Source organism: Pseudomonas sp. 910_23 (assembly GCF_052850795.1).
On the sequence record NZ_VXCZ01000002.1, the window covers coordinates 285,458 to 302,628 of the forward strand.

Below are 17,171 nucleotides of genomic sequence, written 5' to 3' on the forward strand. Positions count from 1 at the left end.
GGGAGCAAGCCCCCTCCCACACTTGATTTGCGAACACATTCAAATGTGGGAGGGGGCTTGCCCCCGATAGCGGTCTCAGCGACTCAGATACATCCGAGTCGTAAGTAGATACACCGGCAACCCCGACACCAATATCAACAACGCTGCATACGGTGCCGCCGCCGCAAACTCCACATTCGAAGTATGCGCCCACACGGCCGTCGCCAAGGTATTCAACCCGGTCGGGCTCAGAAGCAAAGTCGCCGTCAATTCCTTCATCGCATCCAGAAACACCAGCGCAAATGCCGCCCCTAACGCCGGGAAGATAATCGGCAACGTCACTCGGCAAAACGCACTGAACGACGAAGCGCCCAACGTGCGCGCCGCCTCCTCCAGTTGTGGTGCCGCTTTGTTCAAGGCCGTACGAATCGGCGCCTGGGCCAATGGCAAAAACAGCAACGCATAAGCGATCAGCAACAACGCCGAGGTCTGGTACAGCGCGGGCACGTAATGCAGCGCGAAATACACCAGTGTCAGTGCAATCACCAGGCCGGGCAGGGCGTGTAGCAGGTAAGGCAGGCGTTCGGCCCACAGTGCCAACTGGCCTTTGTAGCGCACCACCAGCAAACCTACGGGCACCGCCAGTACCAGGCACAACGCCGCGCCTCCCAGCGACAAGGCAAGTGAGGAGAGCAACGCCTCGCCAATTTCAGCCAGTGGAAACGCGGCGGAAGATCCGACGGCCAACCAATAACCGAGCATCCCCAGTGGAATGCCGCTGCCAATGATCGCCAGCGCCAGGCAATACACCTGCCCCAATGGTGCCCACTTGCCCAGCCGGACCTGCTCGGCATGTCGCGCCGCGCCCTGGCCAATGCGCACGTGTCGGCCTTTGCCACGCACGCGCAACTCCAGCCACAGCAAGGTCAGGCACATCACCAGCAACACCGCCGAGAGCATCGCAGCATTGGCGTTGCTGAATTCCAGTTCGAATTGCTGGTAGATCGCGGTGGTAAAGGTTTGCAGTCCGATGATCGACAAGGCCCCGAACTCCACCAGCATGTGCAGGGCTATCAGGAGTGCCCCGGCCAATAGCGACGGCCACAGCAGCGGTAAGGTGACGCGAAAGAACACGCCCCAGCGATTCAGTCCCAGGGTGCGCGCGGACTCTTCCAGGGATGGGTCAAGGTTGCGCAAGGTTGCTGCCACCGTTAGAAACACCAGCGGGTACTTGGACAGACTCATCACCAGAATCGCGCCACCGAGCCCTTCGAAGCTCGCGCTCAGGGACACCCAGGTAAAGCTGCTGACAAACGCAGGTACCGCAAACGGCAGGCACAGGATTACGCCCCAGATCTTTCGTCCCGGCAGGTTGCTGCGTTCCAGCAGCCAAGCCAGGGACAGGCCGATCACACCACAGGTCACGGTCACGCCGACCATCAGCGCGAGGGTGTTGCGCAGCAGGCCAAACACATAAGGCCGCCACAGCAGATGCACCGCCTCTGCCCAGCCCGCTTGCCAGGCCTTGAGCCCGACATACGCCAGCGGCAGCAGGCTCAGGCCCACTAGCAGCAGTACCGGCAGCAACAGCCAGATCGACGGGCGTTTGCGCCGTGGGCTGAATGCCCCGGCCGTTAGCGAGGCGGTCATCAGTTCAAGCCAACATCACGTTCCAGTTCCAGCGCTTCTTCGGCGTTGCCAAGGTCGGCTGGGGTGACTTTCGGCGGCTGTAGCTCGCTGAAGGGCTTGAGGCCACGGTTGGATTGCATGCCCTTGCGCAGCGGGTACTCGGCCGAGGTGTTGGTGATCACGCGCTGGCCTTCTTCACTGGCCATGAATGCCAGCAGTTGCTGAGCTTCTTTGGGGTGTTTGCTGGATTTCAGTGCGGCAGCGGAGGATACGGTGATCAGGCCGCCAGCATCGCCATCGGTGAAGTAGTGCAGTTGGGAGTCCAGGTTGGTTTTTTCCTTTTTCAGGGCAAACCAGTAATAGTTGTTCACCAGCACGGTGGCCACTTCGCCATTTTCAACGGCCTTGAGGGCGACCATATTGTTGCTGTACACCTTGCCGAAGGCGCGCAGGCCGGTCAGCCACTCTTCGGCGGCTTCGCGACCGTGCAGTTTGATGATTGCCACGGCTTGTTCCTGGAAGGCACCGCTGGTGGGCACGAAGCCAACCTTGCCTTGCCACTCGGGGCCGGCGAAATCCAGGACGGATTTGGGCAGGTCCTTTTCAGCAATCAGTTTTGGATTGAACGCCACGACGCGGGTGCGTGCAGTCACGCCCATCCAATCACCATTACGACCGACGTAATCCTTGGGCAGCACGTCGAGGGTGCTGGCATCGATCTTCGCCAGCAAGCCTTGCTCGCCGAGTTTGTTCAGCGGCGGCGATTCTTCGGTATAGATCACGTCGGCGGGGGAGCGGTCACCCTCTTCGACGACCTGGCTGGCCAACTGATTGCTGCTGCCTTTGCGCACGTTGACGTGAATGCCGGTCTTGGCTTCAAAGGCTTTGGCGAGTTCATCGCCGACTTCCTTGTGTTGGCCGTTGTACAAGGTCAGGGCGATCTTGTCGGCAGAATAGGCGGCGGGCGAGAGCAGGGTCAGGCTGAGCAGGGTGAGGCTCAGGCCGCGCAGAAGGGATGTTTTGAGACGGTTATCACGGATCATCATCCGAAGTGTTCCTCGCTATATGCAACAAATCATTGCAAGGATAAACGATAAAACTTCTCAAGTGCGGGCGAGGGGGGAAATCGCTGGGGAGTTTTTCGAGCGTCAGAAACGAAAAAACCCGCTTTCGCGGGTTTGATCTGAATTTGGTGCCCAGGAGAAGACTCGAACTTCCACGACCTTGCGATCACCAGCACCTGAAGCTGGCGTGTCTACCAATTTCACCACCTGGGCATTATCTAACAACGTTGCCGCTGTTGATGGGGCGAACTATACGGCGGGCTTTTTGATCTGTAAACCCCTGATTCGAAAAATATAAATCAATTTTTCCGTTAAAAATCAAAGGTCTGAAACGAAAAAACCCGCTTTCGCGGGTTTGATCTGAATTTGGTGCCCAGGAGAAGACTCGAACTTCCACGACCTTGCGATCACCAGCACCTGAAGCTGGCGTGTCTACCAATTTCACCACCTGGGCATTATCTGACAACGTTGCCGTCGTCGATGGCGCGCACTATACGGAGCGATATTTGAGCTGTAAACCCCTGCCATGAAAAAACCCTGGAAAATTTCGTCAGTGGTCGTGCAAGGTGCGCGGCGGGGGGCGTAAAGGTCTTTTAAACGCTTGTTGATACCTGAAATTTCCCGTTTCAAGACGCGTATGCCAAACTAACCCACATATAGACAAGGTGAAAACTCTCTAATGGCCGATTGGCAGTCCCTCGATCCCGAGGCCGCTCGTGAAGCGGAAAAATATGAAAACCCTATTCCTAGCCGCGAACTGATCCTGGCGCACCTCGCCGATCGTGGTTCGCCTGCTAGCCGCGAGCAGTTGGTCGAAGAATTCGGTCTGACCACCGAAGACCAGCTCGAAGCCCTGCGCCGCCGTCTGCGTGCGATGGAGCGCGATGCTCAATTGATCTACACCCGTCGTGGTACTTACGCGCCGGTAGACAAGCTCGACCTGATCCTGGGCCGCATTGCCGGCCATCGTGACGGTTTCGGCTTCCTGATCCCGGATGACGGCAGTGACGATCTGTTCATGAGCCCGGCGCAAATGCGCCTGGTGTTCGATGGCGATCGCGCCCTGGCGCGGGTTTCCGGCCTGGACCGTCGCGGTCGTCGCGAAGGCGTGATCGTCGAAGTGGTGTCCCGTGCCCACGAGTCCATCGTCGGCCGTTACTTCGAAGAAGGCGGCATCGGCTTTGTGGTTCCGGATAACCCGAAGGTGCAGCAGGAAGTGCTGATCACCCCCGGCCGCAACGGTGCCGCCAAGGTCGGCCAGTTCGTCGAGGTGAAAATCACCCATTGGCCAACGGCGCGCTTCCAGCCCCAGGGCGATATCGTTGAAGTGGTCGGCAACTACATGGCGCCCGGCATGGAAATCGACGTTGCGCTGCGCACCTACGATATTCCTCACGTCTGGCCTGATGCCGTGCTCAAGGAAGCCGCCAAGCTCAAGCCGGAAGTCGAAGAGAAAGACAAAGAAAAACGCATCGACCTGCGTCATCTGCCGTTCGTCACCATTGACGGCGAAGATGCCCGTGACTTCGACGATGCGGTCTACTGCGAAGCCAAGCCTGGCAAGCTGCGCCTGTTCTCCGGCGGCTGGAAGCTGTACGTCGCGATTGCCGACGTGTCCAGCTACGTGAAGATCGGTTCGGCCCTGGATAACGAAGCCCAGGTGCGCGGCAACTCCGTGTACTTCCCTGAGCGCGTGATCCCGATGCTGCCTGAGCAGCTGTCCAACGGCCTGTGCTCCCTGAACCCGAAAGTCGACCGTTTGGCCATGGTGTGCGAGATGACCATCTCCAAAACCGGCGAAATGACCGACTACCAGTTCTACGAAGCGGTGATTCACTCCCAGGCGCGTCTGACCTACAACAAGGTCAGCACCATTCTGGAAACACCCAAGACCAGCGAAGCCAAGGCCCTGCGTACCGAGTACGCTGGCGTGGTCCCGCACCTCAAGCAGTTGTACGCGCTGTACAAGGTCTTGCTGGGCGCCCGTCATACCCGTGGCGCGATCGATTTTGAAACCCAGGAAACCCGGATTGTTTTCGGTTCCGAGCGCAAGATCGCCGCTATCACCCCGACCACCCGTAACGACGCGCACAAGTTGATTGAGGAATGCATGCTGGCGGCCAACGTGGCCACTGCCGAGTTCCTGAAGAAGCACGAAATTCCTGCGCTTTACCGCGTCCACGACGGCCCGCCGCCGGAACGTCTGGAAAAACTGCGCGCCTTCCTTGGTGAGCTTGGCCTGTCCCTGCATAAAGGCAAGGACGGCCCGACGCCCAAGGATTACCAGGCTCTGCTGGCCAGCATCAAGGATCGTCCGGATTACCACGTGATTCAGACCGTGATGCTGCGTTCGCTGAGCCAGGCGGTGTACAGCGCCGATAACCAGGGCCACTTTGGCCTCAACTACGAGGCGTACACCCACTTCACGTCGCCGATCCGTCGTTACCCGGATTTGCTCACGCACCGGGCGATCCGCAGCGTGATCCACTCCAAGCAGAACACCCCGCACGTCAAGCGCGCCGGTGCCATGACCATTCCGAAGGCGCGGATCTATCCGTACGACGAGGCGGCCCTGGAACAGTTGGGCGAGCAGTGCTCCATGAGTGAGCGCCGCGCCGACGAAGCCACCCGCGACGTAGTGAACTGGCTCAAGTGCGAGTTCATGAAGGATCGCGTGGGCGAATCGTTCCCGGGCGTGATCACTGCTGTGACTGGCTTTGGTCTGTTCGTGGAACTGACCGACATCTACGTCGAGGGCCTGGTGCATGTCACCGCCTTGCCGGGTGACTACTACCACTTCGATCCTGTGCACCACCGTCTGGCGGGCGAGCGCACCGGTCGCAGCTTCCGCTTGGGCGATACCGTCGAAGTGCAGGTCATGCGCGTCGATCTGGACGAACGCAAGATCGACTTCGGTATGCCTGACAAGCCCGCTGAGCCGGCTGGCCGCAAAAAGCGTGGCAGCGAAACCGCAGCGCCGGCTTCCAAAGGCAAGGCCACTGGCGCGAAGACGGCTGCCGAGCCTGCACCTGCCAAGTCGGGGCGTCGCTCTTCCGCCAAGGACAAGGCTCCTGAAGCCTACCGCCCAAGCGATGCTGCGGCGAAAAACGCCGAGCTGCGCAAGAGCCGCGAGTTGAAGCAGCAGCTGCTCAACGAAGCCAAAAGTGGTGGTAAAGCGGCGTCTGGGGGAAAGTCCCAAGGGGCGGAAAAACCGTCGAGCAAGCCAAGTAAACATCGTAAAGGCCCGCCCAAAGCGGGCTCAGCCCCCGCGAAAAACGGCGGGTCGCGCAAACCTAAGGCCAAGTCATGAGTCTGGAAAAAATCTACGGCGTGCACGCCGTAGAAGCACTGCTGCGTCATCACCCCAAGCGGGTCAAGCAGGTTTGGTTGGCCGAAGGCCGCAGTGAGCCGCGCGTACAGGCGCTGGTTGAACTGGCTAACCAAAACAAGGTTGCCATCGGCCAGGCCGAGCGTCGTGAAATGGACGTGTGGGTTGAAGGTGTTCACCAGGGCGTGGTTGCAGATGTCAGCCCAAGCCAGGTATGGGGCGAGGCCATGCTCGACGAGCTGCTCGACCGTACCGAAGGTGCGCCGCTCCTGCTGGTGCTGGACGGGGTGACCGACCCGCACAACCTCGGCGCCTGCCTGCGTTCGGCAGATGCTGCCGGTGCGCTGGCGGTAATCGTGCCTAAAGACAAGTCTGCAACCCTGACCCCGGTGGTGCGTAAAGTGGCTTGCGGCGCGGCAGAAGTGATTCCGCTGGTGGCCGTGACCAACCTGGCGCGCACCCTGGAGAAACTCCAGCAGCGCGGCCTGTGGGTCGTGGGTACGGCAGGCGAGGCCGAGGTCAGCATTTATGACCAGGACTTGACCGGCCCGACCATCCTGATCATGGGCGCCGAAGGCAAAGGCATGCGTCGTTTGACCCGTGAGCATTGTGATTACCTGGTGCACTTGCCGATGGCCGGTAGCGTCAGCAGCCTGAACGTATCGGTGGCGACGGGCGTGTGCCTGTTTGAAGCCCAGCGTCAGCGTGGTGCCAAGGTCAAAGCCAAGAAGTAATCCCGAGCCTGGCACAGAACCAAAATGTGGGAGGGGGCTTGCTCCCGATAGCGGCGGGTCAGTTACAGATGATGTGACTGAACTCCCGCAATCGGGAGCAAGCCCCCTCCCACATTTAATTTTGTGGTGTTTGGAAAGTTGTTCAAATAATCACCAATCACCTTGCGCCGCTTCTCCCCCTTCTCTACAATTGCGCCCCTTGCCTTCCTGGCAGGCACCGATGTGCCTCCCCTACGGCAAGATCCATAAGTGTCATTCACTCCTTGTCTGACCGTTTTTGAGCGGCAGGCTACAACCCGTAAGGAGCATTCATGCGTCATTACGAAATCATCTTTTTGGTCCACCCGGATCAAAGCGAGCAAGTCGGCGGCATGGTTGAGCGTTACACCAAGCTGATCGAAGAAGACGGCGGCAAAATCCACCGTCTGGAAGATTGGGGCCGTCGTCAACTGGCCTACGCAATCAACAATGTTCACAAGGCTCACTACGTGATGCTGAACGTTGAGTGCACTGGCAAGGCCCTGGCCGAGCTGGAAGACAACTTCCGCTACAACGATGCAGTGATCCGTAACCTGGTCATCCGTCGCGAAGAAGCCGTTACCGGCCAATCCGAGATGCTCAAGGCTGAAGAAAACCGCAGTGAGCGCCGTGAGCGTCGCGACCGTCCTGAAGAAGGCGCTGATGATAGCGCTGATGACAGTGACAACAGCGATAACGCTGACGAGTAATCCACGGACCTTATTAAGGAGCCTATCAAATGGCACGTTTCTTCCGTCGTCGTAAATTCTGCCGCTTCACCGCTGAAGACGTGAAAGAGATCGATTACAAAGATCTCAACACTCTGAAAGCTTACGTATCCGAGACCGGCAAAATCGTTCCAAGCCGTATCACCGGTACCAAAGCACGTTATCAGCGTCAGCTGGCCACCGCTATCAAGCGCGCCCGCTTCCTGGCCCTGCTGGCCTACACCGACAGCCACGGCCGCTGAGACCGGGCAGTCGACAAGTAGTAAGGGATTGAATGCATGCGCGCCTTAGCTGAGTTCATCATGCGCGGTCGCGTGCAGGCCACTCTGGTAGTGGCTGGCTGTGCGGCATTGCCGTTGCTTTATTGGTTGGGTGCTGCCGCAGGTTGCCTTGTGCTGCTGCGGCGCGGTTTGAAGGACGCCCTTGGCGTTCTTGCCCTGGGTTTGTTGCCGGCCTTGATCTGGTGGCTGCAAATGGGTGATCCACGGGTACTTCTGGTACTGCTGGGGTCATCGAGCCTTGCGTTGGTTCTGCGCGCAAGTGAGTCCTGGGTCCGTACGCTGCTGGTCAGCGTGGCATTGGGGTTGGTGTACTCAGTGATGCTTGGCGCGGCTTTCCGCCCGCAAATCGAGGCGCTGTCGCAGGAGATCGTCAAGATCCTGCCACTGGCTCTCGGGGATCTCTACCAGCAGTTGTCGGTAGATGAGCGAGCGCGGTTTGCGTCACTGATTGCCCCGGTCCTGACCGGCCTGATTGCGGCATTGTTGCAGGTCGTCAGCGTGCTGAGCCTGATTCTTGGGCGTTATTGGCAGGCGTTGTTGTACAACCCGGGTGGTTTTGGTCGCGAGTTTCGCAGTATCAGAATCCCTGCGGGGCCGGCGATGTTGCTGCTGGCGTGCATGGTTGTCGGACCGAACTTCGGTCCACAGATGGCCTTGCTGGCGCCGATTTGCAGCGTACCGCTGGTGTTTGCCGGGCTGGCCCTGATTCACGGGCTGGTTGCGCGAAAGCGCCTGGCCAGGTTCTGGCTGGTGGGGTTGTACGTCACGCTGTTGCTGTTCATGCAGCTGATCTATCCGTTACTCGTGGTTCTGGCCATTGTCGACGGCCTGATTGATTTTCGCGGACGTCTGGCGTCGAAAGATGCCGATAGCGCGAACGGTGAAGGTTAAAAGTTAGAGGATTTTCACATGCAACTGATCCTTCTGGAAAAAGTCGCCAACCTGGGCAACCTGGGCGACAAAGTGAACGTTAAGGCCGGCTACGGTCGTAACTACCTGCTGCCATACGGCAAAGCCACCGCTGCAACCGCTGCCAACCTGGCTGCGTTTGAAGAGCGTCGTGCTGAGCTGGAAAAAGCCGCAGCAGACAAAAAAGCTTCGGCCGAAACTCGCGCTGCCCAACTGGCTGAGCTGGAAGTGACTATCACTGCCACCGCCGGTGACGAAGGCAAGCTGTTCGGTTCGATCGGCACCCACGACATCGCTGATGCACTGACCGCCTCCGGCGTTGAAGTGCAGAAGAGCGAAGTTCGTCTGCCGAACGGCACCATCCGCAACGTAGGCGAATTCGACGTAGCCGTGCACCTGCACGCCGAAGTTGAAGCCACCGTACGCGTTGTCGTGGTAGCAGCTTAAGTCGCACCTAACTGACTGGCACCTCGCGTGTCAGCCAGTTAACATCGGGCACGATCCTGTTTACAGGTCGTGCCTTTTGTTTTTCTACACACCCTTAAATTCCAAGTGGCCATGAACGAAATCTCCGCTCCTGAGCAATACGATCTGCAAACCGCTGCCCTGAAGGTGCCGCCGCATTCCATCGAGGCCGAACAGGCCGTGCTCGGTGGCTTGATGCTGGACAACAACGCCTGGGAACGCGTGCTGGATCAAGTCTCGGACGGTGACTTCTATCGCCATGACCACCGCCTGATCTTCCGCGCCATCGCCAAGCTGGCCGACCAGAACTCACCGATCGACGTGGTGACCCTGGCCGAGCAGCTGGACAAGGAAGGCCAGACCTCCCAGGTTGGCGGGCTGGGCTACCTCGGTGAACTGGCGAAAAACACGCCGTCCGTCGCCAACATCAAGGCCTATGCGCAGATCGTCCGCGAGCGCGCCACCCTGCGCCAGTTGATCGGCATCAGCACCGAAATCGCCGACAGCGCCTTCAACCCGGAAGGCCGTACCGCCGCCGAGATCCTTGATGAAGCCGAACGCCAGATCTTCCAGATCGCCGAAGCGCGGCCCAAAACCGGCGGCCCGGTCAGCGTCAACGACCTGCTGACCAAGGCTATCGACCGTATCGATACCTTGTTCAACACCGACGCGGCCATTACCGGTATTTCCACCGGCTACACCGACCTCGACGAAAAGACCAGCGGCCTGCAGCCGTCCGACCTGATCATCGTCGCCGGCCGTCCGTCCATGGGTAAGACCACCTTTGCGATGAACCTGGTGGAAAACGCCGTACTGCGCAGCGACAAGGCGGTATTGGTGTACTCCCTCGAAATGCCAGGCGAATCGCTGATCATGCGTATGCTTTCGTCCCTGGGTCGTATCGACCAGACCAAAGTGCGTTCCGGCCAGTTGGAAGACGACGATTGGCCGCGTTTGACCTCGGCTGTCAATCTGCTCAATGACCGCAAGCTGTTCATCGACGACACGGCCGGTATCAGCCCGTCCGAGATGCGTGCGCGTACCCGCCGCCTGGTACGTGAACACGGCGATATCGCCCTGATCATGATCGACTACCTGCAGTTGATGCAGATTCCCGGTTCCAGCGGCGATAACCGTACCAACGAGATTTCCGAAATCTCCCGGTCCCTCAAAGCCCTGGCCAAGGAATTCAACTGCCCGGTGGTGGCGCTGTCCCAGCTCAACCGCTCCCTGGAACAACGCCCCAACAAGCGTCCGGTGAACTCCGACTTGCGTGAATCCGGAGCGATCGAGCAGGACGCCGACGTGATCATGTTCGTGTACCGCGACGAGGTGTACCACCCCGAAACGGAACACAAAGGCATTGCCGAGATCATTATCGGCAAGCAGCGTAACGGCCCGATCGGCTTTATTCGCCTGGCGTTCATCGGTAAGTACACGCGCTTCGAGAACCTGGCGCCGGGCAGTTACAACTTCGACGACGACGAGTAACCGTTGGCCGAGTCACTCGGCCAGGATTTGTCGAGTCAGTGTCTGGATCAGCTCGGCTTCTTCAATCGCAAGCAGGGCCTGCTGGCTATCGGTTTGCTCCTTGTAGGCCGCTTTCGACAGTAAACCGGCGGTAAGACTATCGCGTAGTGCCTCAAGTCGTTCCTGAAAGGGCTGACGCTGCGCTTCGAATTGCGCCTGGTATTTGTTGGTTATATAGACTTGCCAGAACTCTCTGGAAAGCAGCGCCTGGAATTCCTCGGGTGAATTATCCAGTGCCACTATTTTTTCATAGGCGCTGTCTAGCATGCCCTGTGTGACTCCACCCATATGGGTGTATGCCGTCCGCTGAGGCTGCCCAGGCAGTTGGAGGCGGTCTTTAAGGCCGTAGCGATAAGCCAGTCTGATCTCGACCTCCTCGCCCAGGCGCAGGCGATGCGGGCGCTTCGCTTCTTCCGATACCGTCGGATCGTTGACAATCGTTTCGCTGCGCAGGATGTCGGCTGAGGCGATTTTGTCCACTTCATGCAATCGGAACAGGCTTCTGGACAATGCCGATAACGGCTTGCCTTGTGACTGATCCATCGCCTGACTTTGGGCCCTGTATACCAGGACTGCGGTTTCCAGGTTGCCGAACGAGAAGGCCGCTCGGTCGCAGCACGCAGGTTCGCCGGCTCGATCGAAGATTTCTTTGCGCAACTGTTCGGACTCCGAACTGTTTTCGGTAATAGCGTCGATCAACTCCCAGACTCTTCGCCGATGATCCTCCTGGCCCGTACCCAGTTGCTCTAGACGCTTGAGCAGGTCGAAGAAGGGATCCGCCCCCTGCTGTTCGCGTAGCGTAGTCCATTGCGATCGCCTGGCCGAAACCTGAGCTGAGTCCAATCCCTTGGTCAAGCGTCGAAACGACTCGTCGCCCCGATTTCTAAAGGGTGCTGGCGGTCTGTTTAGCGTGGATGTGACCACTAAACGGTTTGGCTGCCCCACTTCGGCGAGTCCGGCTGTGATCAACCGGGCTGCGTAACGCCTGACCCGTGCCAACGTTTGATCGGACAACGGATTACCGGTAACAGAGGTCAAGTTATTGAGCCGTGCCGAACGGGGCAGGAGCGCGTCTGTAGGCGCGATGACGGAGTCAGGAATCTCTGTTATCTGATTGGCACTCAGGTCGATCGTGTCCAGTAGCGGTTGCTCTGCCAGGCCGGTCGGCCATGTCTCAATGCCTGTACCCGACAGATCAATCGAGCGGATGTCGGGCATCTGGCTGAAGTCGGGTGTCACGCCTAGTTGTTGGTTTCCCTGTAATACGAGGCCTCTGAGCGTGATGCGTTCCGCCAGGATGCGGGCGGTGTCCGGGGTCAGGCGAATCCGGTTGTTCTGCAGATATAAACGGGTGAGCCCATGCATTTCGCCCAAGGCTGGAGGAAGGTCCCTGAGCTGATTATCTGCCAGGTCGAGCCAGCGTACGTGTCGGTATCGTGTCAGGAAGCTTTCTGGAGAAACGCTTAGGTACATGTTGTTCAGTTTGAGTGAGCCTACGTGGCTGAAGTCCACGTCCAGGTCCGGCAGACTCGGCAGCCTCAGGCCACTGAGATCGAGTTCCAGGCCAATCGGTGTGCCGTCCTTGGCCAGCATCTGCGGTGTTTCCTGTCTCCAGCAACTCAAAATGCGTTCCAGGGCGATGTTACGATCGTCCCAAGTCACTGCATTGGTTGCGAGTTGGCCAGAGCGAACATAACCCTGGCGGCGAACACCGCCTGAAAACGCCCAGGCGTCCAGTTGGGTTTGGAGCTTATGGAACTCAAGTTCGAGTCTGTCCAACTCTGCCGCCACTGTTCCTTTGGGCAAGCTCCAAAGAAACTCCCTAGCCTGCTTGAGGGTCTTGCCCGGATATAGCCGCTGATACCTTTCTATCCTGGGGTTACCCGAGTCAAACGCGCTGTCAATTGCGTCTTTGATCAGGTCCGGATGGTTTTCATGCAGATTGCGCCAGTAGCTTTCGAATTTTCTCCAGTATTGAGAGGGAAAGTCATTGCCTTGTAGCTGGGTGACGTTATTGATCCGGACGATGGTTTCCAGCTGGTCGGCCGGCGGTTTCAGGTAGGTTTCGGGAACTGCACGCAGTTTGTTATTGAGCAAGTTGAGGCTTTTCAGGTTGGTCTGACTCAGTAGGCCGGTGGGCCACTGATCGATCTTTGTACTGCTGAGGTCCAGTGTTTGCAGTTTCGACATACCGCTGAAGTCGGGCGTTATCCCCAGCGGGTTTTCCGATAGATCGATATGTTCAAGCTGGGTAAGGCCGGCCAATTTTTCAGCACTGGGTACATCCAGCCTGATCTGGTTCGAACTCAAGTTCAGCGTGGTCAATTGACTCATGTTGCCGATCGCGGTGGGGAGTTTGTCGAGCTTGGAGTGTGTGATGCTCAGTCGCTCCAGGTTGGAGAAATTGCCCATGAACGTATCCGTCGCATCCGACCAGTTAATCGACACAAGATCCAACTCCCGCACATGGCTGAAGTCGGCTTTCAACCCGGGAAGCGCGGAGGTGCCTGACGGCATTGTGAATGATGTCCCGGTCTCACGACGCCAGCAGCGCTTGATCTCATCGGTAGCAAGCTTGGCCCAGCTTGTAGATTCGGAAGCGTTTGCATGTCGCCATGCCTTCAACTCCCTGCTGAGGTTTCTGTACTCGGCTTCTCGTCTATCCAGCCCGCCAGCAATGTCATTGCCAAGAGACTGGATAAACGCGTTGATCTGTCCTTCGTCAAATGACGGGAACAAGCTGTGTACCCGACGCTGCGGGCTGCGCAGTTGATTTAAGGCTGCGCTGGCACTGTCGGCCAATTGCCGGAAGAACGACCAGTCATGTCTCTCGCCTCGTACGCCCCCCGGTGCGCCGACGATGGCGCTGACCCAGACATTGGCGGCGTTGCGCCTGATGGCGTGGCTTGCACCGAGGCGACTGTTGTTGTAGACGTTAGCCGCGTCCATCGCCACGGGATCGCCAGGTTTGACGATGCGCCAGACTTTGCCTGCCGCCGAGGAAGCATCGCGGTCGAGCATGACTTGATAGGTGCCGCCGTCGATCGTCACGTATTGACGCCCGCTCAGGGCATGGACGCCGTCTGCATCGGCATTGTCCGGCACCTGCTTGTGGAGTATCCGCAAACCACTGATGCTCTGGTTCGATAGCGGCGACTCCCGCGATTGTGTGAGGAATTCTGGCAGGTGCGCCTGCTGTACGCGCGCTTGCTCAAGCACGTCCTGAGCCAGCACGGCGGTGTCGTGGCGACCAAGGCCCAGCTCATTGCGTTGGGTTTCGGTGAGAGTGCGCAAGGTGGCACCGAGTAAGCTGTTTTCCCCGACGGCCGCCGTTTTCAGATCGCCACTGTCCGGTCGGTAGCCAGCATATTCAGTGCCGGACTTGACCAACATGACGAAGCTGTCTGCGTCTTCGCTCCCATAGGTGTCCAGCAGGGATCCTCGGCGGATGGTCCGCCCGGTCTGATCGGTAGAGCCTTGATACACCTGCACGCCGACATCGCTTGGCCAACCTGGCAAGAGCGTCAGCAGGTTGCAGAACAGGGCTTCACTGTGCGCGTTGAGGCCGAGGCCGCTTGGGTCCGAAAGTGCGTTGAGCGCCTCAGTGATGATGCTTTGTTGAAGACTTTTGTGAATGGCCTCGCGTACCGGAGCTTCCAGGAAGGAGTACAGGCCGACGTCGCGTAATGAGGGATGACGACGCAGCAAGTCTGCAGCCATTGCCCGTGAAAGGTCCGGAAAGCGACGCCGCAACAGGCCGATTGCCAGGTCATCACTGGTGGGCTGGCCGGACAGCGCCGTGGGTGCAAACCGAGCTGCTGAATTTTTTGCATTCAGGTGGTCGCGCGGTTGGCCGTCGCGTAACGCCTCATACACAGCGGCTTGATGTGCTTGAAGGTGTGTCGCTATTTTTTTTCTCAGCTCAAGCAATCGGCTCGCCAGGTGTTGGTCTTCACTGCTGTGGCCTGTCTTACCCAACCTGCTATTGGGGACGAGCCGTTCATGTTCCTGCAATACCTGTTGCATGAGCGAGCCCACCGGCGAGCCAAATGCCAGTGCCAGGTAACGATCGCGGCCGTCCTGGCGTAGTTCGATTGTGGCCAAGGGCTGTGTGTTGCCCGCGAGCACCGGTGCGTGGCTGGACAGCAAGGTTTTGCCGTCAGGGGCATACAGTTTGATCGTGCAGGTGCCCAGGTCGGCCAGTAGCGCAGGCATGACCTGATCGGCAATGGGCGGCAGCGGGCCATCGCTCTGCCTGAGCGCCGCTTGTAACTGGGTGAGCCCTTCGCGCAGTTGCTGATTCTCTATGGCCTGCGTCAGTGCGACGGGCGCGCGCCGGCGATCGAACCAGATATCCAGCAGATCCTGGCGATCCACCCGCGCGACATCCAGCGAGCGCTTACAAGCTGTCGGGCTCAGCGGCAGCTCGCTGGGCGAGATCATGTGCTGCAACAGTTGGGCTTCGTTCAGCGCACGGGTATCGATCGGGTCGAGTGTCCAGCGGTCATGCTTGGCTGAATAGGTAACGTAGGGCTGAATGCTTGAAGAACCGTGCATGTCCAGTTGATAGCGCCCGGAGATTTTTTCGAGGGTGACCTGGGCGAATCTGGTTTGGTTGTCGACCTGTAGCTTGATGTAGCTTCGGTTGTCCTTTTCAAACAGGCCTTGAGGGTTTTGTTCAACTCCCGACAGGTAGTTGGGGTCGATTTGTGTGTAGTCGTTGATGAACCACAACCCAGGCTTGCCGTTCGTGCCAAGAGCATAGTTGGGGTTACCCAGCGCGTTCATCAACTGACGGGTGCGGCGTGCAGACAACTTGGCTGCCGCCCCCTGCAAGCGCAGCCCCACCAGCAGGTCAAGGATGTCGCCGACAGCTTGCACCAGCTCGGCCTGCTGGCCTCGGCGCAGCGCCGCAATGGCAGACCAGGTCTGATAGACGAGGGCGCCCAGCATTGCGACCAACATGATTTTGCCCAAGCCCGTCACACCGCCGGGGAGGGGGATCAGCAGCATCGACAAGGTTTCGCTGACCAGATAGGTGGCCAACGCAACGGCGGCCTCCTGGTCGGCGAGTTTATTGGTGCGGGCCAGTCGGATAAGGTCCGATTGTATCGGCCACGCCTGGTGGATCGGCAAGGTGTGGGCGAGGCAACGGATGTCCGTGCCGATTTTTTCCACCGCCAGTTTTTGTCTGTTTGGGGTCTTGCTGGCGAACAGGTCATACAGGATTTTGGCATGCCAGGCGAGCTCGTCCCGGTTGACCTTCAGCGGTTTGATAAAGGCTCGCAGCTTTTCCTGATTGTTCAGGGAGATGGCCTTCATGAACCAACTGAAGTGTGCCAGCCCCACGTCGTTGCGGATCTGGTCCTGCAGCGAGTCCACGGCTTCTTGCCTGGAGGCATGTCGGCGTAACGCGCCATTGGGGCGGTCCGGGAAGTAGCTGTAGACGCAAGAGCCGTCGGGCGTGTCAAAGCGACGAGTAAAGAACGGCAGGGCAATCTTTTCGCCGCCGGCGTCCAGTTGGTAAAGGTCCCAATACACGCTGGTGTCGAACAGCCAGTCTTTAAGTTCATTGAATTCCCATTCGCTGATACTCCAGGACTCATTGGTGCGGTACGCGTCCCTCAATGCGACCAGCAGCTTGGTGCTTTGCAGGCCGAATAGCGGATTGGACAGACGCTTCTTGAACTCTTTTTCGATGTAGTCGCTGATGCGCGTGCCGATGTCCACGCTCCTTGCGACGGCCACGAACGCTTTGACGCTGATGACGTTGCCGCTGATAGAGCTGGCGCGTTGTTCTTCGGTGGAGAAATACGCAGTAAACCCGAAGTTGCGATACGCCGCCTCCAGCAAGGTGATCGAGCGTTCGTACTCACGTATGCCCAGGTCCTCTTTGTAGATGCGCACGTTGTTGCCCAGGCGGTCGTTGGCGGGGAGGTCATCCTGGGAGGCCGGCAACTGCCGGATCCGCGTCTTCAGGTAAGTGGTACGCGAGTTGATGGCCGTGCCGGTTTTGCTCTTCAGCGCGCTGTCCAGAGCGTCGACCATTTGCTGGCTCAAGTCGTTGTAAAGGTCTGTGAGGGCGTTGCCGAGGGTTTGTTCGCGCTCCACCAGATCCTTGCTCAGGCGCAGGTATTCTTTTTGCTCGTCCACGCCCATTTTGCCCATGAAGGTGTTTACGTTTTCCTGTATCAGTTGAAAGATCTGTTGTTCGGCCCAGCTTTCGTTGGTGAGTAATGCAGGTTGCTCTGCATCAAAGGTGACTGAGTTGGTCATGGTGTGTGCTCGGGAAGAGAGCGCTTGGCACAGCAGCGTGGCAGGCGCTCTGTTGGAAAGATTGAGCGACATTAGGGCCGGCAGTACCAGAAGAAGAGGTGCATAAAGCTGTGCGCTGAAAACGCCTGGTAGTTGCACCCTCAATGACGACGCGTGATCAGCGCGCCTATGTGGGCCTCGCCCCCCCAGCAAAACCGGGCTATAAGCACCGTCGGGCGCGGTGTGGCTAA

At 58.6% G+C, this 17,171-nt stretch carries 10 protein-coding genes and 2 tRNA genes; 7 read left to right on the forward strand and 5 right to left on the reverse strand.

The genetic code is table 11. From position 1 onward, the window contains the following. Positions 1–75 precede the first annotated feature (75 nt). From FW800_RS03415 to FW800_RS03430, 4 genes are all read right to left on the reverse strand, one after another. Positions 76–1,629: an ABC transporter permease gene (locus tag FW800_RS03415; RefSeq protein ID WP_446436968.1), complete on the reverse strand. Its 1,554-nt coding sequence runs from the start codon at positions 1,627–1,629 to the stop codon at positions 76–78. After that, the gene (locus FW800_RS03420) at positions 1,629–2,654 is read right to left on the reverse strand and encodes an iron ABC transporter substrate-binding protein (protein WP_032878194.1); all 1,026 of its coding nucleotides are present in this window, start codon (positions 2,652–2,654) and stop codon (positions 1,629–1,631) included. Before FW800_RS03420 ends, FW800_RS03415 begins: the two co-directional genes overlap by 1 nt. A gap of 144 nt (positions 2,655–2,798) precedes the next feature. Beyond that, positions 2,799–2,885, reverse strand: a tRNA-Leu gene (locus tag FW800_RS03425). 154 nt (positions 2,886–3,039) lie between these two features. Continuing rightward, positions 3,040–3,126 (reverse strand) — tRNA-Leu (locus tag FW800_RS03430). A 225-nt stretch (positions 3,127–3,351) separates the two neighbouring features. On the opposite strand from FW800_RS03430, the gene rnr reads away from it, so the two are divergent. The 7 genes from rnr (at position 3,352) to dnaB (ending at position 10,626) form a co-directional block, all read left to right on the forward strand. Beyond that, the gene (gene rnr / locus FW800_RS03435) at positions 3,352–5,982 is read left to right on the forward strand and encodes a ribonuclease R (RefSeq protein WP_446436969.1); all 2,631 of its coding nucleotides are present in this window, start codon (positions 3,352–3,354) and stop codon (positions 5,980–5,982) included. Then, positions 5,979–6,734, forward strand: coding sequence for a 23S rRNA (guanosine(2251)-2'-O)-methyltransferase RlmB (rlmB, locus tag FW800_RS03440; RefSeq protein WP_024073089.1), 756 nt, complete (start codon positions 5,979–5,981; stop codon positions 6,732–6,734). The genes rnr and rlmB overlap by 4 nt, the downstream gene beginning before the upstream one ends. A gap of 311 nt (positions 6,735–7,045) precedes the next feature. Beyond that, entirely contained in the window at positions 7,046–7,462 is a 417-nt protein-coding gene (rpsF, locus tag FW800_RS03445; protein ID WP_005784250.1) for a 30S ribosomal protein S6, read from the forward strand. 29 nt (positions 7,463–7,491) lie between these two features. Further along, a complete protein-coding gene (gene rpsR, locus FW800_RS03450) occupies positions 7,492–7,722 on the forward strand; it encodes a 30S ribosomal protein S18 (protein ID WP_002551829.1) in 231 nt (76 codons plus the stop codon). A gap of 36 nt (positions 7,723–7,758) precedes the next feature. Continuing rightward, positions 7,759–8,652: a hypothetical protein gene (locus FW800_RS03455; RefSeq protein ID WP_005784252.1), complete on the forward strand. Its 894-nt coding sequence runs from the start codon at positions 7,759–7,761 to the stop codon at positions 8,650–8,652. Positions 8,653–8,670: 18 nt separating this feature from the next. Continuing rightward, the gene (gene rplI / locus FW800_RS03460; RefSeq protein WP_003171376.1) at positions 8,671–9,117 is read left to right on the forward strand and encodes a 50S ribosomal protein L9; all 447 of its coding nucleotides are present in this window, start codon (positions 8,671–8,673) and stop codon (positions 9,115–9,117) included. Between the two features lie 111 nt (positions 9,118–9,228). Then, positions 9,229–10,626 carry a replicative DNA helicase gene (gene dnaB / locus FW800_RS03465; RefSeq protein WP_003188079.1) on the forward strand — a complete coding sequence of 466 codons (1,398 nt, stop codon included), beginning with the start codon at positions 9,229–9,231 and terminating at the stop codon, positions 10,624–10,626. A gap of 12 nt (positions 10,627–10,638) precedes the next feature. Here dnaB and FW800_RS03470 read toward each other — a convergent pair whose 3' ends face one another. Next, on the reverse strand, positions 10,639–16,941 hold the full coding sequence (locus tag FW800_RS03470; protein WP_446436970.1) for an NEL-type E3 ubiquitin ligase domain-containing protein: 6,303 nt from the start codon (positions 16,939–16,941) through the stop codon (positions 10,639–10,641). Between the last annotated feature and the right edge of the window lie 230 nt (positions 16,942–17,171).

Coding starts and splice junctions, on each gene's coding strand:
- FW800_RS03415 (WP_446436968.1), bottom strand. CDS start 1,629: ATGACCGCCTCGCTAACGGCCGGGGCATTCAGCCCACGGCGCAAACGC.
- FW800_RS03420 (WP_032878194.1), bottom strand. CDS start 2,654: ATGATGATCCGTGATAACCGTCTCAAAACATCCCTTCTGCGCGGCCTG.
- rnr (WP_446436969.1), top strand. CDS start 3,352: ATGGCCGATTGGCAGTCCCTCGATCCCGAGGCCGCTCGTGAAGCGGAA.
- rlmB (WP_024073089.1), top strand. CDS start 5,979: ATGAGTCTGGAAAAAATCTACGGCGTGCACGCCGTAGAAGCACTGCTG.
- rpsF (WP_005784250.1), top strand. CDS start 7,046: ATGCGTCATTACGAAATCATCTTTTTGGTCCACCCGGATCAAAGCGAG.
- rpsR (WP_002551829.1), top strand. CDS start 7,492: ATGGCACGTTTCTTCCGTCGTCGTAAATTCTGCCGCTTCACCGCTGAA.
- FW800_RS03455 (WP_005784252.1), top strand. CDS start 7,759: ATGCGCGCCTTAGCTGAGTTCATCATGCGCGGTCGCGTGCAGGCCACT.
- rplI (WP_003171376.1), top strand. CDS start 8,671: ATGCAACTGATCCTTCTGGAAAAAGTCGCCAACCTGGGCAACCTGGGC.
- dnaB (WP_003188079.1), top strand. CDS start 9,229: ATGAACGAAATCTCCGCTCCTGAGCAATACGATCTGCAAACCGCTGCC.
- FW800_RS03470 (WP_446436970.1), bottom strand. CDS start 16,941: ATGACCAACTCAGTCACCTTTGATGCAGAGCAACCTGCATTACTCACC.